Raw genomic sequence first — 20,776 nt, 5'->3', positions numbered from 1 at the left:
CCCTGCTCATTCTTCAGCAAACCTCCCATGAAGAAGATTATTTTGACCCTAGTGGCTGCGGCCGCCCTCCACACGGCTTCGGCTCAAAACTCGGCTGTTACCAACGCTATCCTGTTCCAGAAGCAGGGTACGCTGGATAAAGCGCGCACCGAAATTGATAAAGCCATTACCAACGAAAAAACCCAGGGCAAGGCCAAGACGTGGTATACCCGGGGTGAAATCTATGAAGGCATCTTAGCTAGCCCGATTTACGGTAAGACGGTTCCCGTTGCTGAGGCTACTAAAACGGCTTATGAATCCTATTCGAAAGCTGTAAGCCTGGAAGGCAAAGACAGCGAATATGGCAAAATGGCCACTCAGAAACTGGACGGCCTGTATGGCTTGGCACTGAACTCTGGGGTAGAAAGCTATAACAGCAAGGATTTCGCAAAGGCTATTGAGTCGTACCGCATGGCCCAGCAGATCCGTCCGCAGGATTCAACGGCGTACCTGTACGCTGCCTACGCGGCTGCGGCTAACCAGGACCTCGGTGGCGCAAAGGAAATGTACGCTAAGCTGCAAGGCATTGGCTATAAGTCGCCGCAGATGTACGTTAGCCTGTTGCAAATTGCGCGTCAGGAGAAAGATGATGCTGCTGCTCGGAAAGTTGTGCAGGATGCGCTGGCCGCTTATCCAAACAACAAAAGCTTTATGCTGGAAGACCTCAACATGGAGTTGAGCGCTGGCCGTGGTAAGGAAGCCATCAGCAAAATTGAGCGGGCAATTGCTGCCGATCCGAAGAACTCAAACCTGTATGCCGTGCTTGGTTCGGTATATGACCAGGATAAGCAGCCAGCCAAAGCGCTGGAGGCATACAAGAAAGCAGTAGAAGTAGACCCTAATAACTTCGATGCCAACTTTAACCTGGGGGTTTATAACTACAATAAAGCAGCCGACCTGTACACTCGCGCCAGCAAAATGAGCTTGGCTGAATATCAGAAGTCGGGTAAGAAGTATGAGGCTGATGGCAAGAAGTTCTTCCAGGAGTCTATCCCATATTTCGAGAAGGCTCTGCAGGTTCAGCCAGACGACCGTTCGACTATCTCTTCTTTGCAGAAAGCTTACCTGCGGGTAGGCCGCACTGCTGATTCAGAGAAAATGTCGGCAAAGCTGGAAGCAGCTAAAAAATAACAAGACTGGATCCTGCAGGTAGCAGGGGAGCCACTAAATCAGCCCGGAGAGCACTTCGGGCTGATTATTTAAATAACTACTTAACATAATATAAATTATAAGACAAATGAGTATTTGTGTGTTCGGGCATATTTGCACCCTGCTTTTGGCTGTATAGTTGAGATGCATGGTATCGTAGAAGCACTGGAACGTGATCCACTAGATCTGCATATCACCTATTTGTTGCTCTCGAAGTGTGCACTGAGTTTTCAAGGAATACATAGCACCATTACCATATGTATTAAGTACTTCTTTCCAATCTGTAGATCTTGTGCGCCTTGATTAGTTTAGGTGCAATTGAAGTGTAAATGTTCCAGTTCATTAAACAACGACCTACATCATTTGGCTTGGTCAATCCCTTCGTTCATTGCTTGTAACTGAAGCCAGCCAGAAGCCCGCGATGAAGATTCGATGCGGTTGAAAATATGTTAGCCAGTTTGTTCTAGTCGAGCTTCCGAAAGTATGTAGTACTCAGTTAAGACTAGTTTGCGTGCTTAGCCTAACTAGGCTCGGGGTTTTATAGCGCGTTTTTTAAGCGACTTAAACTGCTGGATCCAGCAACGGAAGGCATTTAGCCTAAGAGCATGTTTTGCATGCTTGTTCAAGGTGTGTACTCCTTTCTTTTGAGTTCTCTCCTCTCCTACTATTTACATTCTTACTCTGATTTGGTGCGGATTCTATGAATTGCAGGGGCTGAAGGCCGGTTTAGTGGGGCTATAAGGCATCTTAAATAGCGAGGGCGTCTTGTGAGGCTTGAGCTGTTGTAGGGCTGCTAGGGCGAGGCTAAACGGATAATTGAAGGACTCCCCTGCTAGATCCCCCTCCCAGGCCCGTTATGTAAGAGGGTAATAAAATTTAAAAGATATAAATCCATACAAGATGATTATAGCTGCACATATAATGGGTGAGTGAGTATGAAAATAGCTAATAAAGTATATAAAAGCACAAAAAGTATAAGAAAGTAATACTTTTATATATTATTTTGTACTTTTAATGCCTTTTATACACTGCTTGAAATAATGTTTATGTCTTATACCTCGTATATTTACTACCCATCTTACCGTCTCTCTTTGCTTTTACCATTATGCCTAAAACCATCGATTACCCCCGCACAAGTTATAGTGGTGCTTGGGAGGTAGCTGAAATTGTAGATGATACTGGAGGAAAGTGCGCCATTGAAACTGCCGCACGCAAACTAAACCGAAAAGTGAGCGGCTCATTCAAAGCTATTATTGGCTCAGCTGTAAAGTTCGGTCTGCTTACCAGCAAACGTGAGTTACTGACGACCACAAACCTGTTCCGACGCATCAAACATGCCTACGACAAACAGGAAGAGAAAATCTACCACCGTGAGGCCTTCCTCCACCCTCCACTATTCACACAGATATGTAGGAAGTTTCGCAATCGGGAGCTTCCAGTCCACATGTTTGACGTTATGCTGATTCGGGAATTCGGCGTAGAGGAAATAAATGCTCAGGGTGTGGCCAAGGCGTTTGTTGATGGAGCAAGAATGGCCGGTATCCTGGATGAGCGCAACGTCATAGTGGATATAGATCAATTAGCAGCTCAACAAACGCCCCGAAGAGAACTTGCCAGCTCTGAGATGCCCTTAAACATATTCCGGGCCGATGCAGCTACCCCTTCTAAGTCTAATGCAGAACGTACAACCACGCAGATACCAGATACCTCCACACCGACGCCTAGTATATCCGGTACTCCTGCCTTTGTACCAACCTCCCGTATTCCCGACGCCGTATCTAGCTTATTCGGCCTCGATACGACAGGAATAGACAGTACTATAAGCAACCAGGCTAACGCACCTATAGGCGACGGAGCAGGACCAGAAGCGGTGTTTATACCTGCTCCTGAGACAAGCATAGAAAAGCCTTCTGTTACTATAAACGCTCCAGCCACTAGCGAACTACCAGTAACCGCGCATACCACCCGTACCGAAGAGGCATCCCACTCAGTCAATAACCAAAACCTACTACCGGTACCACCTCGATCCAACGATTCTCCAGTTTATAGCATTCACATCAGTGGCCCTGGCCTTGATACCCAGCTCTCGGTACAGGAACTGGCTGATCTGGATATCGTGGGGATGTTGCTAGAGAAGATAAGAAGACGTTTAAGTAATTAACCCTACCCCCCTACCTAATATATCAGCCCGTAATAGCTTCCTTTGCTATTACGGGCTGTTTTGTGGTAAATTACTTTTGGTTATTTATTATGTTAATTAGTGATATGCTGTAACTAAATGTAAGCCTGATGGATCATTAAAGTAGCCATCACTTATGAATTGGATCAAGCCGGTAGATAAACCAATAGCCCGACTTACGGTCGCGGCCGAGATAAAAGCTATCTAAAGAGGAAACCCGGACGTGCCCTTCCCACCCCAGAGGTAAGCGCTTGGCCGGCGTGGTGGCACTCACAACCACAACTGACCGATTGAGGGCAGCCAAAGAATCGGGTGATGGGTGCCATATCCGAACCGCCCGCCCGGCAGTCCAGACCTGCTTTACATGAACTGTATCCAGACTGCGCCAGGTGGTCACCGCTGCTACCTGAGGCAATGCACGCACATCATGCATGCGGGACAGTCCAGGTTCCTGCCTCCGAGCTTCCCAGGCGGGGTAGGCAGGCATCAGCAAAAAGATAACCGCCCCTACCCCTACTAGCGTGGTCAATATCAGGGAGCGGGCGTTTCTCTGCCGTATTCCCTGATATATAGCCACGGCGGCCAGGCCCAGGAAAACAACCCCACCCACTACCAACCGAATGGAACCGGCCCCAAACCCGGGCAGATTGGTTTGTAGCATCGCCAACGGCAATCCTAAAAACACTACCCCTAATAGAGCCCCCCAAATGCGCACAATCCAGCCATCAGGGCCAGTAAGGGGTTGTGTGGAGGTTTCCCAATGCCGAAGCATACCGGCCACCAATAAAGCCAGCGGAGGCATTAGGGGGAGCATATACCGCTCCTTCTTCTCAGGAACCAAACTGAGTAGCACCAAGCCTGCTAGGACCCACCCTAACGCAACGGCATACGGAATAAACCGACCCGCTCTAACTTTCGCATACGGCTTAATCAAACTAACCAATGCTACCAGAGCCCACAACCCCGTAAAAGCAAAGAAGGGCCAGTAGTACCACGGGGGTTGCACATGCCGCTCGCCCCAGGAGGAAATTTCGGTTTGTGCTACTTTTAAAGCCACCGGCGCAACTTTCAGCCAGATGTACACTGGCCAGCTTCCTCCAATCAGCAGGGCTACTACCACCGCCATTAGCGTACCCCACCTCTGCTGCTTCAGGTTACGGCGGGGTTCGGGGGCTTGCAGGAGGTAGGCCCCCAGAAAGGGCAACAGCAACGCATAGATGGCCACCGGGCCCTTGCTCAGGATAGAAAGCCCAGCCAGTACCCCTGCCCCCAACAACGGCAGCCACGATCGTTCTGGCCGCTGCCAGCCCCGGACCAGCAGCCACAGGCACCCTACCATCAGACTATTAGCAAAGATGTCCCACTGCCCTTCGCGGCCTGTAGTAAGCACTAGCAGACTACTACCCAACACCAGCGCGGCTAGCCAGGCCGTTCGGCCGGGCGCCTGGGTTTCTGACGTGGCCGTGCGGGTAAGCTCCTGGACCAGCCCCCAGAAGAACAGCACCAGCAGCGTAGCGGCCAGCGCAGCCGGTACCCGCAGCAGTCCCAAATCTTCGGTGGGACCAATGAGCTGCTGCCAAGCGGCTACGGCCCAGGTAGGCAAGGGGGGTTTAGCCAGGCGCAGCTCCCCGTTCATGGTCGGAATTAACCAGGAGCCGCCGGCTACCATTTCACGGGCTGCTACAAAGTTGCGAGCCTCCATCAGACTTACGTCGGGCGCGCTACCGTGCACAAAGAAATTCACCCCACATACTGCCAACACTGCTGCCAGGCGGCCCCACCAGGACTTGCTGGCCGTTGAAATCTGCATATAGACTATTCTGTTCTGTCTGAATTAATAGTTAGAATCCGAAATACGGGATGCTTCTGAGGTTTACTGCAAAAAGTTAGCGGCGACGCAAGGTGGCTTGCAGCCGCCGGACATTATCCACCTGATAGGCATCGGGGCCTACCCCTACCACCCTCCTTACGGCCCGGGCAGAGCGGCCGCCAAATAGCACGACTTGCTTGCCCAGCGCATGCAGCTGCGTAGCGCGCTGAAGGGTAATGTCGTCTTTGTGTAGCACAACGGCCTGCACAGTGGATAAACCATCCAATTCAGCCAGACCAGCATCGAACTCCCCAGTGAACTCATAGCCCAGGGGCACGGCCGGTAACAGTTGGCGCAGATACCGCAGGGTAGCCGGCCGGTTCGTGAGAATCAGGACCCGAGCCGGCGGTACCTGATAGCGCGTCAGGAGTTCTGCCAAGCGTTGGGCCAGCGCCTGACTGCGGGCGGCGTCACCACTGGAACAGGCATCATCTTCGTGCAGATCCAGGTGCAGGTAGGGAAATGTGGGGTACTGGGTCAATTCCCTTAACAGTGTTTCCAAGGTCGTTAGCTGCTCGTGCTGCAGCCAGTCGTGGGGCCAGCCCACCTGGTAGCGCAGCTGCGTAAGCCGGGCGGCCGGAGTCTGACTAACGCACCCCCTCCCATTCGTCATAGAGTTCAGGGTGTGGTCGTGGTAAAGAACCGGAATGCTGTCCTGGCTGAGGCGCACATCGGCTTCCACCCCGTCGGCCCCGTGGCGCAGGGCCCGGCGCAGGCTTCGCAGACTGCTGGGGGGTAGGGAATTGAATAAGTGTACAAAGCCCGAACCCGCGTGCCCTATAACCAGCGGCTGGGGAGGCGCCTGGCCTGGGCCGGGCATAGCCCCAACAACCCCGGGTGGCAGCTGGCTTAGGAGCGCGCCTCCTATCCCCAGTAAGGTCCGCAACCAGGCTACCCCACGCGTACGGTTGTTCATATACCCTTCATCAATACTAGTACTACTTGGTGGCAAGGTGGCAAACAAGACGAAGCCGAACCGGGTAAGGGCCCGCCGCCGGGCCCGACCGCCCTATACGCAACATAACTGTAGAAGGGCATTTCCGGTTACATTTGCGCCCCGCCCTTCCCAAGGGCTTAGCTCTCCTCTTCACTCTCCCCTGCTCTTCACGCATGGCTTCTATTCTGGTTACAGGCTGTGCGGGCTTCATTGGCTCGCACCTTGCCGAGCGGCTGCTCCACGATGGGCACCGCGTGGTAGGCCTGGATAATTTCGACCCCTTCTATGACCGCGCCCGCAAGCAGCAGAATCTGAAGAGCTGCCTCCAGTATCCGCGCTTTACCTTTCATGAAGCCGACCTGCGCCAGGGAATGGATGCGCTGGTTGATGCCCTGCCCGCCGACCCGATAGAAGTAGTGGTACACCTGGCGGCCAAGGCGGGGGTAGGCCCTTCGGTGCGGGAGCCAATTGCCTACCTGGAAAACAATGTGGTCGGGACAACGCACCTGCTGGAATGGATGCGCCTGCGGGATATCCGGAAGCTATTTTTTGCTTCTTCCTCCTCGGTGTACGGCAACACCCCGGAGCGCCCTTTCCGCGAGGATATGAACCTGCTGGCCTCCTGCATTTCGCCCTACGCGGCCTCCAAGCTCAGCGGCGAACAGCTCACCTACACCTACCACCATCTCTACGGGTTAGATGTGCTCAATGCCCGTTTCTTCACCGTATATGGCCCGCGCCAGCGTCCTGACCTGGCCATTCATAAGTTTGTGCGGCTGCTGCGGGCCGGCGAGCCTATTCCGGTATTCGGCGACGGTACCACGGCCCGCGACTATACGTTTGTGCTCGACACGGTAGACGGTATTGCCCGGGGCGTGGCCTACCTGCTGACCCACGACCACGTTTATGAAACAATTAACCTGGGCAACAACCGCCCGGTAGCCTTGCTGGAGCTGATTGAAGCCGTCGGGCAGGCCGTGCACACTACCCCCCAGCTGGCCTTCCAACCCATGCAGGCCGGCGACGTGGACGTCACGTATGCCGACATCAGCAAAGCCCAGCGCCTACTAGGTTATGCCCCCCAAACTACCTTGGCAGACGGGCTACAGGCCTTTGTGCAGTGGATGGACCAAATGGAACGTATCTAACGTCTCCGGTACTCTACCACATCCTATCAAACAACAAAGGCCCGCCAGATACATTCTGGCGGGCCTTTGTTATGCTTTCAGGTGAAGTTAGAGGGTAGGCGTCCGGGCCATGCGGGCTTCCTCCCGGCGCAGCAGCACAATGTTGCGGGCATACACCACCGTGCCGAAGATATTACCGATTAACAGCACCGCATCCCGCCGCAGAATAGCGTAAACGAGAATAAGGACAGAGCCCACGAAGCTAATCAGCCAGAAACTCAGGGGCAACGACGATTCGCCTTTCCGCTCCGAATACAGCCATTGGTACACGAAACGAAGTAGAAAAATGGTTTGTCCTACGGCACCCAGCATCAGCACCCCGCGCGGAATACGGCTGCCCAGCATGGCTCGCAGGCTGAAGTGCTGGTTGCCGGCCACAAACCATCCCAGCATCAGCACCGGAAACACATAAGCCCCCACCCGAAACAAGGGGTTCAGCTTGTTCCACTCGCCTAGTAGCTGCAGGTTGCGGATATAGATGGCGTAGCTGATGAGCTGAGCGGCCAGGATGATGGGGTCGTGGCGCAGGATGCCGTAGACAATCATCAAAAACGAGGAAACCAGACTAATCTGCCAGAACAAGGTAGGCACCAGCACCCGCTTGGCCCGCTCGCTTTGGATCCACTGCAGCACAATCCGGCTGGAAAACAGCAGCTGCGACACCAGCCCAATGCCCAGCGCTAGGGTTTGCGTGCTCATATCCAGGGACCCCACTTAGCGGCTTACGTTACGGAGGCTATCCACCGAAGCTTCTGAGACCGACTGGCGGTGGTGCTCCCCGATTTCATAGTTTTTCCAGCGGGAGCGAATCCAGCGGAACCCAAACGTATCGACCAAGGGCTTCCAGGCCCGGTTCCAGAGGTTGTACTTGGCCGTGCCCGCAAAGCGCGGAAAATGGCGCACCGGCAGCTGCTTTACTTTGCCGCCCTGCAGCTGCACCAGCGCCCCCAGGAAGCGGTGCATGCCGTGAAACAGCGGAATCCGACGGGCATACTCAATCTTGATAATTTTCAGCGGGCAGCCCGTATCCTGAATGCCGTCGTTGATGAGCGTGCGCCGCACCCCGTTGGCAATCTTGGAGGAAAGCTTCTTGACAAACGTATCCTGGCGCTTGGCCCGGATGCCGTTCACCATGTCATACTCCGGGAAAAACGGCAGAAACTCCAGGAAATCCAGTGGGGTGGTTTGAATGTCAGAGTCAATGTAGCCAATCAGGGTGGTGCGGGCGTAGTCAACGCCGGCTTTGATGGCCGTGCTCAGCCCCCGGTTCTGGCTTAGGCTGATAAACTCGTAGTGAGCATCCCGGCCGCACACCTCACGCAGGATAGCCAGGGAGCCGTCGGTGGAGCCATCATTGACGAACAGAACGGTGGTAGCCACGGGCGTTACGGCCAGAAACTTGTCCATCTCCACCACAAACTGCCCCAGGCTTTCTTCTTCGTTATAAACGGGTACCAGCACAGTCAGACTTTGCTGCGCTAAATAGGAGGCATTATCGGGCATACAGGAAGGTATCTGAGGGAAAGGCCTGCAAGGTAACACAGATTTAATGTGTGCTCTTCCCTACGCAAAAGCGCCCTACCGGGTAGATAGGGCGCTTGCAGTTAATTCAGCCGAAGTTGCGACAGTGGCACCGCGTGCCATTTGGCAAACGCCTGCCACTGCCGTCGCCAGTAGGTATATTCGCCCAGCACACAAATCACTTTGTCGCCTTTAAAGTAGATGCGGGTTTTAACCTGCTGGTTTTTCCAGTCTATGGGCCCGGCTTCATCGGGTTCCATATCTTCTACATTCTCCCAGAGAAAGGAGCGGGGCGTTTCGTGTTCCTGGCCTAGCATATCCTGCCAGAGCCGCATAGCGTGGGCAACGGGTGAGGGAAACATACGAGCTGAAAAGTAAATCAAACGGGCGCCAGGCTCCACACAGCAAGCCCGACAGTTCAGCTAATATAGTTATAAAAACTACATTCTAATCAGCTCCAGCCTTACCAAGGCAAAATTATCTTATTTCAGCTATAATACTCTCATACCCCGGCGAAACACGCTACAAGGCGTATCAAAAGTATAGTATATTCCAGTTGGAAGATCAGCCCTACTATACTCATTGTTTAATGGAATAATACAGATACCTGTTTATTCCCGCCGAACTCCCGCCGCAATGGTAGTGTGGCGCTGACGCAGTACCTGCACAATGTCTTCCAACGACAAACCTGAGGCCGTCAGGAGTACCAGCACGTGGTAGAGCAGGTCCGCTGCCTCCCCTTTCAGGCCTTCGAGGTTTCCGCCTACGGCATCAATTACCGTTTCTACGGCCTCCTCTCCTACTTTCTGGGCAATCTTCGGCATTCCCTTGCGCAGCAGCGAAACAGTATAGGACTTGGGGTCTTCGTCGGGGAACTGCTGACGGCGCTGCACCAGCCGCTCCAGCTCCGCAATAAAGCTGACGGCCGGGGCTGGGTAAGCCGTTTGATCGGGCTGCTCGAAGCAGCTGATGGTACCACGGTGGCAGGTTGGCCCGTCCGGTATGGCCCGGATCAGCAAAGCGTCCTGGTCGCAGTCGGGGTGCTGGCTGACCACAGTAAGGTAGTTGCCTGAGGTTTCGCCCTTGGTCCAGAGACGCTGCTTGGAGCGGGAGTAAAAGGTCACGCGGCCCGTTTGCTCGGTAACGCGCTGGGCTTCCTCGTTCTGATAGCCCAGCATCAGCACCTGGCCCGTGTGAGCATCCTGCACAATCACGGGAATCAGCCCGTCGGGCATTTTGGCAAAGTCCATTCGATTAGAAGGAATGAGGTGAAGAGGTACATGGTGACAGGTGAATGGGAAAGAGGGTGACAGGAATACGGGCTGATGGCCTGGTAGGCTAGCCTACCCCTCTTACTACCCGTCACCATGTACTTCCTCACCTCTTCACCTGAAAAAATTACAGCCGCACCGGAATACCATCGGCCCGCAGATGCTCTTTCAGCTCCCGGATGCCAATTTCGCCGAAGTGAAAAATGCTGGCCGCCAGCCCGGCGTCGGCGTGGGCTTGTTGGAATACGTTGGTAAAGTCCTGCTTGGAACCGGCCCCGCCAGAGGCTACCACCGGCACCGACACGGCCCGGCTGACGGCCCCGGTAATATCCAGCGCGAAGCCATCCTTGGTGCCATCGTTGCTCATAGAAGTCAGCAGAATCTCGCCGGCGCCCCGATCAGCCGCCTCCCGACACCACTGCACCGCGTCGCGGCCGGTGTTGTGGGTGCCAGCGCGGGTATAGATTTGCCAGCCATCCGGCTCGTGAAAGCGGGCATCGGCCGCCACCACAATGCACTGCGACCCGAAACGAGCGGCCAACTCGTCAATCAGCTCAGGCCGGGCCAGCGCCGCGGAGTTGATGCTGACCTTGTCGGCCCCGTTCAGCAGCAGGGCTTCCACGTCGGCTACCGTGCCAATGCCGCCGCCTACGGTGAAGGGAATATCCAGCTCACGCGCTACGTCGCGTACCAGCGCCACCAGGGTTGCGCGCTTCTGGTTGGTCGCAGTGATATCCAGGAACACTAGCTCATCGGCGCCTTCGCGGGCGTAGCGGGCGGCCAGGGCCACGGGGTCACCGGCGTCGCGCAGCCCTTCAAACCGGACGCCCTTCACGGTGCGACCATCCTTTACGTCGAGGCAGGGTATAATTCGTTTAGTTAGCATCAGGTGGTTTTGTTTGGGGTAGTGGCTTTCTGGAAGCTGCTACCCCTCCGGTGGGTTCAATGCCCACCGGAGGGGTAGCAACGCACACCAGCGGCTTACAACCAGGGCTGAAGCTCAGCCAGGGTAATGGTGCCTTCATAAATGGCTTTGCCAATGATAGCGCCGTGCATGCCAATTGCCGCCAGCGCTTCCACATCGGCCAGGGTCGTGACGCCGCCACTGGCCACCAGCTGAGCTGCGGGCAGTTGCTCGCGTAGCTCCTGATAGGTAGCCAGAGCGGGGCCCTGCAGCTTGCCATCCTTGCTGACATCGGTGCAGATAAAGGTGCTGGCGCCTGCCGTCAGGTAGTCGGCCACGAACTCACGCAGGGTCCGCTCGCTTTGTTCGGCCCAAGCATTGATGGAAATAAAGTTGGCGCGGAAATCCGCCCCCACAATGATGCGCTCAGCACCGAAGGTGCGCAGCCAACCAGCCACCGTTTCGGGTTCCCGCACGGCAATGCTGCCGGCTGTAATCTGGCCCGCACCTGCCTCAAAGGCCTGGCGCACGGCCTGCTCGCTTTGTAGCCCCCCGCCAAAGTCAATTTCCAGGGCGGTGTGCCGGGCAATGCGCTCCAGCACCGGCAGGTTCACCGGCTGCTTGGCCCGGGCCCCATCGAGGTCTACCAGGTGCAGGCGCTTCACCCCGTTCTGCTCGAAGCGTTGGGCCACGGCCAGGGGGTCGGAGTCGTAAGTAGTCTGCTGGGAGAAGTCGCCCTCGGTGAGGCGTACGCACTGGCCATTGATCAGGTCAATAGCGGGAATGATTTCCATGGGTGTCTGCTAGAATGATGAGGGAAGAAAGCGCCGCGGCACTTAGGGCTGCCGGCAGAGGTAGCAGAATAATCCCCTACCCCTGCCAGCGGCTCCAAGGCTGCTACAGCTTCAGAAAGTTTTCCAGAATCCGCGTCCCGACTGGTCCGCTTTTCTCGGTGTGAAACTGCACGGCGTAGAAGTTCTTGTACTGCACGGCGGCACTAAAGGGCGCGGGATACTCCGCCTGGGCAATGGTGTAGTCGCCTACCGGAGCATAATAGCTGTGCACAAAGTACACGTAGTCTTCTTCGCGCAGTCCTTCAAAGAGTGGGGACCGAAGCACCTGCAGGTTATTCCAGCCCATGTGCGGCACTTTATACTCTGGAGCATTTGGGAAGCGAATCACGTTAAAAGGCAAAATCCCGAGTAGGTCTGTACCGCCACCTTCTTCACTATGCTGACCCAGTAGTTGCATGCCCAGGCAGATGCCGAGGAAGGGTTGGGTAAGGGTAGGCAACAACTCATCGAGGCCCTGAGCCCGCAACTCACGCATGGCCGAGGCCGCTTCTCCTTCGCCCGGAAACAGCACCTTATCAGCACGCCGAATCACTTCGGGCTCCGAGGTCAGGGTAGCCTGTACCCCCAGCCGTTCCAGCGCAAACAACACGGACTGTACGTTGCCGCCTTTGTAATCAATTACTGCTATTTCCATTTGAGGATTTTAGAGCAAATCATGTCTTTATTCATTTGTTTAAACATATGGTGCAACGCTTCCTCTCTTGCATCTCTGACTTGACTTATGAGATATGCCCATACTAGAGACCAGTGGCAAGAGATAAAGAATGAATGCTTTACCATATGTTTAAACAAATGTTTAAACTACAAAACCCCTTTCGTGCTGGGAATCTCCATCCGGCCAGCATCACGTACCAGAGCCATTTTAATGGACTTAGCTACAGCCTTGAAGATGGCTTCTATCTTATGATGTTCGTTCTGACCCTCAGCCTTAATATTCAGGTTGCAACGAGCCGCATCAGAGAAGCTTTTAAAGAAATGGTAAAACATTTCTGTCGGCATATCCCCTATTTTTTCCCGCTTAAACTCCGCCTCCCACACCATCCAGGGGCGGCCGGAAAAGTCGATGGCAGCCTGGGCCAGCACGTCGTCCATGGGGAGCAGGAAACCATACCGCGACAGGCCGCGCTTGTCGCCGAGGGCCTGAGTAAAGGCTTCGCCTAGAGCAATGGCCGTGTCTTCGATGGTGTGGTGCTCATCGATATGCAAATCGCCTTGTACCGAAATTTTCATATCCACGCCCGAGTGCTTGCTGAGCTGATCAAGCATATGATCGAAGAAGCCAAGCCCGGTATGCATCTGCGGACGACCGTTGCCATCGAGGTTTATTTCGATGCTGATTTTGGTTTCGTTCGTGTCGCGTTGTACTACCGCCGTGCGGGCGGGCAACCGCAGGAATTGGTATATTTTTTCCCAGTTGGTAGTCGTCAGAGCAGCGCGGTCGTCGGCCTCCCCTTCCGGCCGGATCAGAATAGACTGGCAACCTAAGTTCTGAGCCAACTCCACATCGGTGAGCCGGTCGCCGATAACGAAGGAGCCGGCCAGGTCGTAGCCGCTGCCTTCCCCAAGGTATTGCTGCAGCATCCCGATGCCGGGCTTGCGGGTCGGGAGGTTTTCGTGCGGGAAGCTCCGGTCGATATGCTCGCGGGCAAACTCCACTCCTTCCGAACGCAGAATGTCGAGCATCATGGTGTGGGCCGGCCAGAAGGTGTCTTCCGGAAAGCTATCGGTGCCCAGCCCATCCTGGTTGCTCACCAATATCAGCTCATAATCCAGCTCGCGGGCAATGCGCGCCAACCCGGTGATGGAGCCCGGCACAAACTGAAATTTTTCCCGGCTCAGCGAGTCAACCTGAAAATCGGTGGGCGGCTCAATGAGGATGGTGCCGTCCCGGTCAATGAAAAGAACTTTCTTCATGATGGAGAAATGCCCCCGCGGGGTCAGGTAAAATCTAAATGTCGTGCTGTCGTCGTGCTGACTTACTCGAACTTCTGGAGAGCTTCCAGCAACTGCTCATTTTCCTGGGGCGAGCCCACGGTGAGGCGGAGCGTGCCAGCGCAGCCGGGCTGGGTAGTGCGGTTGCGCACAATGATGCCCCGGCTTACCAGGAAGTCATACACGGCTGTGGCATCGGGGCGAAAGCGCACCAGCAGAAAGTTGGCATCCGAAGGAAACACGGTTTCCACGATGGGCACGGCCGGCAGGCGCTCAGCCAGCCAGTCGCGGCCCTGCAGCAGTTGCTGGCGCATATCCTCGAAACGAGCCGCGTCGCGCAGGGCCTGCAGGGCGTGCTGCTGCGTAGCCTCCGACACATTATAGGGCGGCTTGATTTTGTTGAGGTAGCCGATGATTTCCGGACTGGCAAAGGCCATGCCCAGGCGCAGGCCCGCCAGGCCCCAGGCCTTGGAGAAGGTCTGCAGAATTACCAGGTTCGGGAACTCCTGCAGGCGCGTGGTCCAGCTCGGAGCCCCCGCGAAATCGGCATAGGCCTCGTCCACTACCACCAGCCCCCGGAAGCCCCGCAGCACTTGCTCGATGGCTTCGGCGTGAAGCAGATTGCCGGTGGGGTTGTTGGGCGAGCACAAAAAAACCAGCTTGGCCTCGGAAGCTACTACCCCCGCCACCGTTTCGGGCGAGAGCTGAAAGTCAGCGGTGAGTGGCAGCCGCTCGATGCGCACGTCATTCAGATTAGCGGCTACCTCATACATACCATAAGTAGGCGGCAGAATCAGAATGCTGTCCTGACCCGGAGTGCAGGTCAGGCGCACCAGCAGGTCAATGGCTTCGTCGGAGCCGTTGCCCAGAAAGATTTGCTCCGTCCGCACACCTTTCAGTGGGGCCAGTTCGGCTTTCACGGCCCGCTGCACGGGGTCGGGGTAGCGGTTGAACCGCTCGGGGCCGGCGCTGCCCAGGCTGTTCTCGTTGGCGTCGAGCATCACATGCGCCTCTCCCTGAAATTCGTCGCGGGCCGAAGAATAGGGTTTCATGGCCCGAATATTGGGCCGCACGAGGCTATTGAGGTTAAACATGAATCTGAAGATTAGGATGACCGCGCCGTTAGCGCGGATTCTGTTCTGTTACTCACCGAGCGACTCCAGCCGCAGCGTGATGGCGCGGGCGTGGGCCCGCAGTCCTTCGGCTTCGGCCATCAGCTCTACTACCGGCCCCACCTGGCGCAACCCTTCAGTGGAAAGCCGCTGGAACGTTATCTTTTTCAAAAACGAATCCAGGGATACCCCGCTATAGTTGCGAGCGTAGCCGTTGGTCGGCAGCGTGTGGTTGGTGCCGGAAGCGTAGTCACCGGCGGCTTCCGGGGTCAGGTGGCCCAGAAATACGGAGCCAGCGCTGGTGACGCCTTCAGCCAGTTGTTCCGGGTTCTGCACGGCCAGAATAAGGTGTTCCGGCGCGTACTGGTTCGAGAAGTAGAGCATTTCCTCTGGGGTGCGGAGCAGAATGGCCCGGCTTTCCTGCAGGGCCTGGGCGGCTACCTCGGCCCGGGGCAACTCCTGTAGTTGGCGGGTTACTTCGGCCTGAGTAGCTTCCAGGATGCTCAAGGAATCTGATAATAGAATTACCTGCGAATCGGGTCCGTGCTCGGCCTGGCTCAACAAATCGGCGGCGACGAATGCGGGGTTCGCCGAGGCGTCGGCAATAACCAGCACTTCCGACGGACCGGCCGGCATGTCAATGGCTACCCCGTAGCGCGTGGCCAACTGCTTGGCCGCCGTCACGTAGCGGTTGCCTGGGCCGAAGATCTTATCAACAGCGGGCACTGAGGCGGTGCCGCCGGTAAGGGCGGCAACAGCTTGGGCGCCGCCGGCTTTAATAATCGTGGTGATGCCCAGCAGCTGCGCCGTGAACAGAATCACTGGGTTCACGGAGCCGTCGCGCTGGGGCGGAGTGCACAATACTACCTCCGGGCAGGCTGCCAACCGAGCCGGGACGCCCAGCATCAATAGGGTGCTGAACAACGGCGCCGTGCCGCCCGGGATGTAAAGGCCCACCCGCTGCACGGGCACCGCCCGGCGCCAGCAGTGTACGCCCGGCATGGTTTCTACCTGTTCTGGCTGCGGCACCTGCGCCTCGTGAAACCCCAAAATGTTTGCATAGGCCTGCCGAATGGCCGCCTGCAGATCGGCCGGGACCTGAGCCGCGGCCGCCGTTAGCTCATCGAGGCTGACGCGCAAGCCGCCCGTTAGGTCGGCGCCATCGAAGCGCTGGGCGTAGTCGAGCAGGGCCGCGTCGCCGCGTTGGCGCACATCCTCAAAAATCTGCTGTACCCGCTGGTCGATGTCCTGAGCCTGCTGGGCAGCGGCCCGCTGCTGCAGGGCGGGCCAGTCCGTTTGGGCGGGGTAGGAAAAGAATTGCATGAAGTTGTCTGGCTGACGTTTGGTAGTGATTTTACAAATGGCCTCAGGCAGGTGGCGGCGCGAGTGTACTCCTATATATAAGGAGTAGCTGCTCGCTGCCTACCCCCGCCGGCTCAGGCAATCATCTTCTCAATCGGCAGCACCAGAATCCCCTCGGCGCCTACGGCTTTCAGCTGCCCGGTAATGTGCCAGAAATCATCCTCATTGATGACCGACTGCACCGACACCCAGCCTTCTTCCGCCAGCTTGGTAACGGTTGGCGACTTGATGCCGGGTAGTAACGCCTTCACCGCATCCAGCGAGGCCACCGGAGCGTTCAGCAGAATGTACTTGTTGCGGCGGGCCCGGCGCACGGCCTGCATCCGGAACTGCAGCTGTTCCAACAACTCCTTTTTCTCGGCACTCAGCTGCTGGTTGGCAATCAGCACGGCTTCGGAGCGAAACACAGTTTCTACCTCCCGTAGCCCGTTGCCCAGCAGCGTAGAACCGCTGCTCACTATATCACAGATAGCCTCGGCCAGGCCAATGCTGGGGGCAATTTCCACCGAGCCGCTAATGGTGTGCAGGTTGGCCGTTACGCCCCGCTCCTGCAGGTAGCTGCCCAAAATCCGGGGGTAGGACGTGGCAATGTTCTTGCCCGCCAGGTCGGCAACGGAGTCGTAGCCGGCGGCGCGGGGCACGGCCAGGCTCAGGCGGCACTTGCTGAAACCCAGCCCTTCGATTTCCAGCTGGGGTAGGCCAGCTTCTACCAGCACGTTTTGCCCCACAATGCCCAAGTCGGCTACGCCATCCTGCACGTAGCCAGGAATATCGTCGTCGCGGAGGTAGAGGATTTCGAGGGGGAAGTTGGTGGCTTCCGTTTTCAGCTTGTACGAGGAGCTGAGGAAGCTGATACCGCACTCCCGAATCAGGTTCAGGGAGTCTTCGCTAAGGCGGCCCGATTTCTGGATAGCCAGACGGAGCATATCGTTAAGTTAAGGGGTGGGACTAAAAACCAGCCATAGGGCAGTTTCTAGTGGTACTTCAATGAAATTCGGGGAGGGAATTTGGACCCAGGTCGTTGGAAAATGGCAATAAGCTGCCGGGGCCACCTGTTTGCGGGGGCCGGGGAACCAAGTGCGGTTCGCCCAACGGGGTCAATATGATGCGTGCATTCCTCTAGAAAGAGGAATGATGCCCGTGATGATGATGGTGCTGCTGCGACGCGCTGGACCCGGCCCGGCGGCCCAAAAAGCGGGCGGCCACAGTACGGCAAGGGGTCAAAAACAACGCGGAGAAAAGCATACGGGGCTGGTAGTAGCGGAACAAATGTACGGGCCAACGGGTAGGATGAAAACTTTTCAGTAAAAATTTTACATGAAAGCCGGACCTTTACGTTCTCCGTGCTTCTGCAACCTGATTTCTGGCATCATTGTTTCAGGAAAATCTGTTCATGAATGCCCGCTTGGGTTTCGCTCCTTCCACCTACTGCTCTTTTGTATGTATCGTGTCCGGCTTCTGGCTCTTCGTCTGGGATTAGGAATCAGCCTGTTTGGGGCCGCTTCTCTGGCGCAGGCCCAAACGGCGGCCCCTACTCCCGCCGCTGCACCTGAACAGCCTACTGCTACCCCTGCTCCGGCTACAAATCCGCCAACCGTTACTAGTCCGGCCCCTACTCCTGCTACCGGCACTCAACCCGTTCAGCTGCCCTTGCCCCAGGCCAGCCCCCGGGCCGCAGTTACCCAAAGCTTTGGCCTTACCGAAGTAACCGTAGACTACCATGCTCCTGCCGTGCGGGGCCGGGCTGTGTGGGGCGGCCTCGTTCCCTACGACCAGATTTGGCGGGCCGGAGCCAATGAAAACACTCTGATTAAGTTTTCGACGCCGGTGCTGCTGCGCGGCCAGACGGTGCCGGCCGGGCAATACTCCTTTTATGTTATGCCTCACCAGGACCGGGACTGGGAGCTGGTGCTCAACCGCGTGACCACCCATTGGGGCGCCGAGGGCTATGACCAGCGCGACGATATCATTCGGGTGCCGGTGATACCCGAAACGGCTCCCTTCCACGAAAACCTGCTATACTGGTTTTCCGACATCAAATCGACCGGGGCTCACCTCAACCTTACCTGGGAAAAGCGCACGCTCACTCTCCCCATCGAGACAGAAGTACACAAGCAAGTGCTCAGCGGCATCGAGCAGGTGCTGCAGCAAAAGCCCGGCGACTGGCAGCTGCTGGCTCAGGCCGCCGATTATCTGGTGCAAAATAACATTGAAGCCGAACGCGCCCTGACGTATATCAACGAGTCCTTACGCCTACAGGATGCGGCCACCAATAACTGGATCAAGGCCCGACTGCTGGCCCAGCAACAGGATTTTGGAACGGCCATTGTGTACGCTCGTAAGGCCATCAAGCTCGGCGACAAGGAAGATAGCGCCTTCAAAAACCAGCTACCCAGCATGCGCATTGCCCTTACGGAGTGGCAGGCCAAGGCGTATTAAAGAGAACCGAACCAAGAATACTCCCTTGCAAAAGCAGCCCTGATGAGGGCTGCTTTTTTGTTGCTTTCCGGAGGAGTCCTTATTTCACAATATGGAGGAGTTTTTAGCGCTTTGTCACGCTATTCAGGCTTTGTCGCCTGGGTTGGAACTAGCCCTGCGCCAGCAGGTACGGCAGGAAACTGTTGCCCAGCGGCAGCTCTTGCTCCAACCCGGCCAGATTGCTCACCGGCTCTACTTTCTGCAGGCCGGCCTAGTGCGGGGTTTCTACCTGAAAGACGGCAAAGAAGTAACCGCTTGGTTTATGCGGGAGGGCGACTTTGTCATCTCCATCTTAAGCTTCTTTTCCCGGCAGCCCTCGCACGAGTACCTGCAGGCCCTGACACCCTGCACGCTGTGGTCGTTGAGCTACGAGCAACTGCAACACCTGTATCAACAGTTTCCGGAGTTCAACTACATCGGCCGCGTACTCACGGAGAAGTACTACGTGCTCAGCGAACAACGGGCTCTACACCTGCGCATGCTCTCGGCCACGGAGCGCTACGAAAAGCTCCTAATCGACTTTCCGGATATTTTTCAGCGTGTTCCCCTTAAGTTATTGGCGTCTCACCTGGGCCTCACCCCCGAAACGCTCAGCCGATTACGCGCTCGTCGTTCTTGATAAATGTCAAGAGTTGCCAGAAGCTGAACCCTCACCTTTGAGCATGGTTTCACCCTCTTATCTGGCACTGTATGTACGCCCACTTTCTCGCCCTATTTTCTGGTAGCTCCGTCCTGTCTTTCGCCCTACCCTCATGGAGTGCACCACCCATGCTGGTTGTTATTTTCGTAGCCTTTGCTTTCTGCTTTGTGCTGGAACGGCTTATTCCGGGCTGGAAGCTCCCATGGGTGCCCACCTGGCCCGTACGGGTGCTGACCGTAAATCTGGCGCAACTGCTGGTGGTCGTCGTGGCCGGGCTGACATGGGAAACTTGGTTTTCGGCTTACTCCATTTTTCACGTATCACGCCACGTTCATCCTGTAGCGGCGGGTTTACTGGCGTACGTCATTGCCACCTTTATTTTCTATTGGTGGCACCGCTGGCGCCACACGCAGGATTTTTTGTGGCTGCACTTTCACCAGATTCATCACAGCCCCCAGCGCATTGAGGTAATTACCTCCTTTTACAAACACCCGCTGGAAATGACGGTTAACTCCCTGATTGGTGGCCTGCTCGTATACACCCTACTTGGGCTGAGCCCGGCGGCCGGGGCGGTTTACACTCTCTGCACTGCGCTGGGTGAGTTTTTCTACCATACCAATGTACGCACGCCCCGCTGGGTAGGCTATATTTTTCAGCGGCCGGAAATGCACCGGGTGCATCATCAGTATCAGCAGCACAGCCATAACTACGGTGACTTGGTAATCTGGGACTGGCTTTTCGGTACTTACCGCAACCCCGCAGAGTTTCAGGCCACTTGCGGCTTCGATGCGGATAAGGAAGAGCAGTTGCTGGCTATGCTCCGTTTTGAGGATGTACACCAGGAAAAGGATCTGAGTCAGCCTACCCCCAACAAGGCATGAATATCCTAACGGCCACCTTGCTTTCGGCTCTTTTGCTGGGTAGCAACGTCCTGCTGGGGTATTATGCTGCGCCGTGGGAAATTCTGCTGACCCCACTTGTCATAGTAGCCGCTACCCTACTCCTGCTTACTGCCCACAGTTCGCGGCCTACCCCCATACTCCGCACGCTACTGCTAGCTGTGCTAATTTGCGGACATGATATAGGGGTGAAGCTCTACGGCGGTGGCAGCCACGATGCGGAAGGCCAGGGGTTGATCCATGCCTTTCTATTTATGGGCCTGTTGCCGGCCTACGGCTTGCTTATCCTGAGAGTAAGTCAGCTGAAAGGTGTAGTGCCTTGGCACACCCGATTGGGGGCCTGCCTGCTGTTTCCGCTGGTGCTGGCAATTCACCTTTTCTTTTTTGGCGAGCTAGGATACGGCCTTTCGAATGATTGCCGGTATGGCTGCTGACAAGCTTT

The 20,776-nt window shown here is 56.1% G+C and carries 20 protein-coding genes; 7 read left to right on the top strand and 13 right to left on the bottom strand.

The window, feature by feature from the left end; translation table 11 throughout:
• Positions 1 to 27 precede the first annotated feature (27 nt).
• Together DNI29_RS16800 and DNI29_RS16795 are read left to right on the top strand one after the other, a co-directional pair.
• Complete coding sequence (locus DNI29_RS16800) at positions 28 to 1,170, top strand: tetratricopeptide repeat protein (RefSeq protein ID WP_110979287.1); 1,143 nt, start codon at positions 28 to 30, stop codon at positions 1,168 to 1,170.
• 1,123 nt (positions 1,171 to 2,293) lie between these two features.
• Entirely contained in the window at positions 2,294 to 3,349 is a 1,056-nt protein-coding gene (locus DNI29_RS16795; RefSeq protein WP_110979286.1) for a hypothetical protein, read from the top strand.
• Positions 3,350 to 3,497: 148 nt separating this feature from the next.
• On the opposite strand, the gene DNI29_RS16790 is transcribed toward DNI29_RS16795, so the two are convergent.
• Both DNI29_RS16790 and DNI29_RS16785 read right to left on the bottom strand, forming a co-directional pair.
• The gene (locus DNI29_RS16790; protein WP_110979285.1) at positions 3,498 to 5,177 is read right to left on the bottom strand and encodes an ArnT family glycosyltransferase; all 1,680 of its coding nucleotides are present in this window, start codon (positions 5,175 to 5,177) and stop codon (positions 3,498 to 3,500) included.
• A 76-nt stretch (positions 5,178 to 5,253) separates the two neighbouring features.
• Positions 5,254 to 6,153: a glycerophosphodiester phosphodiesterase gene (locus DNI29_RS16785; RefSeq protein ID WP_110979284.1), complete on the bottom strand. Its 900-nt coding sequence runs from the start codon at positions 6,151 to 6,153 to the stop codon at positions 5,254 to 5,256.
• A 194-nt stretch (positions 6,154 to 6,347) separates the two neighbouring features.
• Here DNI29_RS16785 and DNI29_RS16780 point away from each other — a divergent pair, with 194 nt between their 5' ends.
• Positions 6,348 to 7,322, top strand: coding sequence for a GDP-mannose 4,6-dehydratase (locus DNI29_RS16780; RefSeq protein WP_110979283.1), 975 nt, complete (start codon positions 6,348 to 6,350; stop codon positions 7,320 to 7,322).
• An 87-nt stretch (positions 7,323 to 7,409) separates the two neighbouring features.
• Here DNI29_RS16780 and DNI29_RS16775 read toward each other — a convergent pair whose 3' ends face one another.
• From DNI29_RS16775 to hisG, 11 genes are all read right to left on the bottom strand, one after another.
• Complete coding sequence (locus DNI29_RS16775) at positions 7,410 to 8,060, bottom strand: lipid-A-disaccharide synthase N-terminal domain-containing protein (RefSeq protein WP_110979282.1); 651 nt, start codon at positions 8,058 to 8,060, stop codon at positions 7,410 to 7,412.
• 15 nt (positions 8,061 to 8,075) lie between these two features.
• Positions 8,076 to 8,864, bottom strand: coding sequence for a glycosyltransferase (locus tag DNI29_RS16770; protein WP_110979281.1), 789 nt, complete (start codon positions 8,862 to 8,864; stop codon positions 8,076 to 8,078).
• 101 nt (positions 8,865 to 8,965) lie between these two features.
• A complete protein-coding gene (locus tag DNI29_RS16765; protein WP_110979280.1) occupies positions 8,966 to 9,244 on the bottom strand; it encodes a hypothetical protein in 279 nt (92 codons plus the stop codon).
• 249 nt (positions 9,245 to 9,493) lie between these two features.
• On the bottom strand, positions 9,494 to 10,132 hold the full coding sequence (gene hisIE, locus DNI29_RS16760; protein ID WP_110979279.1) for a bifunctional phosphoribosyl-AMP cyclohydrolase/phosphoribosyl-ATP diphosphatase HisIE: 639 nt from the start codon (positions 10,130 to 10,132) through the stop codon (positions 9,494 to 9,496).
• 148 nt (positions 10,133 to 10,280) lie between these two features.
• On the bottom strand, positions 10,281 to 11,039 hold the full coding sequence (gene hisF, locus DNI29_RS16755) for an imidazole glycerol phosphate synthase subunit HisF (RefSeq protein WP_110979278.1): 759 nt from the start codon (positions 11,037 to 11,039) through the stop codon (positions 10,281 to 10,283).
• Between the two features lie 95 nt (positions 11,040 to 11,134).
• On the bottom strand, positions 11,135 to 11,851 hold the full coding sequence (gene hisA, locus DNI29_RS16750) for a 1-(5-phosphoribosyl)-5-[(5-phosphoribosylamino)methylideneamino]imidazole-4-carboxamide isomerase (protein ID WP_110979277.1): 717 nt from the start codon (positions 11,849 to 11,851) through the stop codon (positions 11,135 to 11,137).
• 103 nt (positions 11,852 to 11,954) lie between these two features.
• On the bottom strand, positions 11,955 to 12,545 hold the full coding sequence (gene hisH / locus DNI29_RS16745) for an imidazole glycerol phosphate synthase subunit HisH (protein ID WP_110979276.1): 591 nt from the start codon (positions 12,543 to 12,545) through the stop codon (positions 11,955 to 11,957).
• Between the two features lie 167 nt (positions 12,546 to 12,712).
• The gene (gene hisB, locus DNI29_RS16740; RefSeq protein WP_110979275.1) at positions 12,713 to 13,825 is read right to left on the bottom strand and encodes a bifunctional histidinol-phosphatase/imidazoleglycerol-phosphate dehydratase HisB; all 1,113 of its coding nucleotides are present in this window, start codon (positions 13,823 to 13,825) and stop codon (positions 12,713 to 12,715) included.
• 62 nt (positions 13,826 to 13,887) lie between these two features.
• Positions 13,888 to 14,937 (bottom strand): histidinol-phosphate transaminase, encoded by a 1,050-nt coding sequence (hisC, locus tag DNI29_RS16735; protein ID WP_110979274.1) that lies wholly within the window; start codon positions 14,935 to 14,937, stop codon positions 13,888 to 13,890.
• 48 nt (positions 14,938 to 14,985) lie between these two features.
• Positions 14,986 to 16,278, bottom strand: coding sequence for a histidinol dehydrogenase (gene hisD, locus DNI29_RS16730; RefSeq protein ID WP_110979273.1), 1,293 nt, complete (start codon positions 16,276 to 16,278; stop codon positions 14,986 to 14,988).
• Between the two features lie 113 nt (positions 16,279 to 16,391).
• Positions 16,392 to 17,243 (bottom strand): ATP phosphoribosyltransferase, encoded by an 852-nt coding sequence (gene hisG / locus DNI29_RS16725; protein ID WP_110979272.1) that lies wholly within the window; start codon positions 17,241 to 17,243, stop codon positions 16,392 to 16,394.
• A gap of 514 nt (positions 17,244 to 17,757) precedes the next feature.
• On the opposite strand from hisG, the gene DNI29_RS16720 reads away from it, so the two are divergent.
• The 4 genes from DNI29_RS16720 (at position 17,758) to DNI29_RS16705 (ending at position 20,768) form a co-directional block, all read left to right on the top strand.
• Entirely contained in the window at positions 17,758 to 18,756 is a 999-nt protein-coding gene (locus tag DNI29_RS16720; RefSeq protein WP_162303644.1) for a DUF2911 domain-containing protein, read from the top strand.
• A gap of 91 nt (positions 18,757 to 18,847) precedes the next feature.
• Positions 18,848 to 19,414 (top strand): Crp/Fnr family transcriptional regulator, encoded by a 567-nt coding sequence (locus DNI29_RS16715; RefSeq protein ID WP_110979270.1) that lies wholly within the window; start codon positions 18,848 to 18,850, stop codon positions 19,412 to 19,414.
• Positions 19,415 to 19,485: 71 nt separating this feature from the next.
• Positions 19,486 to 20,316, top strand: a complete 831-nt coding sequence (locus DNI29_RS16710; protein WP_317048759.1) for a sterol desaturase family protein — start codon at positions 19,486 to 19,488, stop codon at positions 20,314 to 20,316.
• Positions 20,313 to 20,768: a hypothetical protein gene (locus DNI29_RS16705; protein WP_110979268.1), complete on the top strand. Its 456-nt coding sequence runs from the start codon at positions 20,313 to 20,315 to the stop codon at positions 20,766 to 20,768. The genes DNI29_RS16710 and DNI29_RS16705 overlap by 4 nt, the downstream gene beginning before the upstream one ends.
• Positions 20,769 to 20,776 lie beyond the last annotated feature (8 nt).

The organism is Hymenobacter sediminis, from assembly GCF_003231285.1.
In the GTDB taxonomy this organism is placed as follows: Bacteria; Bacteroidota; Bacteroidia; order Cytophagales; family Hymenobacteraceae; genus Hymenobacter; species Hymenobacter sediminis.
This window is presented reverse-complemented; position numbering and strand designations above follow the sequence as displayed.

Coding starts and splice junctions, on each gene's coding strand:
- DNI29_RS16790 (WP_110979285.1), bottom strand. CDS start 5,177: ATGCAGATTTCAACGGCCAGCAAGTCCTGGTGGGGCCGCCTGGCAGCA.
- hisG (WP_110979272.1), bottom strand. CDS start 17,243: ATGCTCCGTCTGGCTATCCAGAAATCGGGCCGCCTTAGCGAAGACTCC.
- hisIE (WP_110979279.1), bottom strand. CDS start 10,132: ATGGACTTTGCCAAAATGCCCGACGGGCTGATTCCCGTGATTGTGCAG.
- DNI29_RS16720 (WP_162303644.1), top strand. CDS start 17,758: ATGTATCGTGTCCGGCTTCTGGCTCTTCGTCTGGGATTAGGAATCAGC.
- DNI29_RS16775 (WP_110979282.1), bottom strand. CDS start 8,060: ATGAGCACGCAAACCCTAGCGCTGGGCATTGGGCTGGTGTCGCAGCTG.
- DNI29_RS16705 (WP_110979268.1), top strand. CDS start 20,313: ATGAATATCCTAACGGCCACCTTGCTTTCGGCTCTTTTGCTGGGTAGC.
- DNI29_RS16795 (WP_110979286.1), top strand. CDS start 2,294: ATGCCTAAAACCATCGATTACCCCCGCACAAGTTATAGTGGTGCTTGG.
- DNI29_RS16765 (WP_110979280.1), bottom strand. CDS start 9,244: ATGTTTCCCTCACCCGTTGCCCACGCTATGCGGCTCTGGCAGGATATG.
- DNI29_RS16770 (WP_110979281.1), bottom strand. CDS start 8,864: ATGCCCGATAATGCCTCCTATTTAGCGCAGCAAAGTCTGACTGTGCTG.
- DNI29_RS16715 (WP_110979270.1), top strand. CDS start 18,848: ATGGAGGAGTTTTTAGCGCTTTGTCACGCTATTCAGGCTTTGTCGCCT.
- hisD (WP_110979273.1), bottom strand. CDS start 16,278: ATGCAATTCTTTTCCTACCCCGCCCAAACGGACTGGCCCGCCCTGCAG.
- DNI29_RS16800 (WP_110979287.1), top strand. CDS start 28: ATGAAGAAGATTATTTTGACCCTAGTGGCTGCGGCCGCCCTCCACACG.
- hisB (WP_110979275.1), bottom strand. CDS start 13,825: ATGAAGAAAGTTCTTTTCATTGACCGGGACGGCACCATCCTCATTGAG.
- DNI29_RS16780 (WP_110979283.1), top strand. CDS start 6,348: ATGGCTTCTATTCTGGTTACAGGCTGTGCGGGCTTCATTGGCTCGCAC.
- hisH (WP_110979276.1), bottom strand. CDS start 12,545: ATGGAAATAGCAGTAATTGATTACAAAGGCGGCAACGTACAGTCCGTG.
- hisC (WP_110979274.1), bottom strand. CDS start 14,937: ATGTTTAACCTCAATAGCCTCGTGCGGCCCAATATTCGGGCCATGAAA.
- DNI29_RS16710 (WP_317048759.1), top strand. CDS start 19,486: ATGTACGCCCACTTTCTCGCCCTATTTTCTGGTAGCTCCGTCCTGTCT.
- hisA (WP_110979277.1), bottom strand. CDS start 11,851: ATGGAAATCATTCCCGCTATTGACCTGATCAATGGCCAGTGCGTACGC.
- DNI29_RS16785 (WP_110979284.1), bottom strand. CDS start 6,153: ATGAACAACCGTACGCGTGGGGTAGCCTGGTTGCGGACCTTACTGGGG.
- hisF (WP_110979278.1), bottom strand. CDS start 11,039: ATGCTAACTAAACGAATTATACCCTGCCTCGACGTAAAGGATGGTCGC.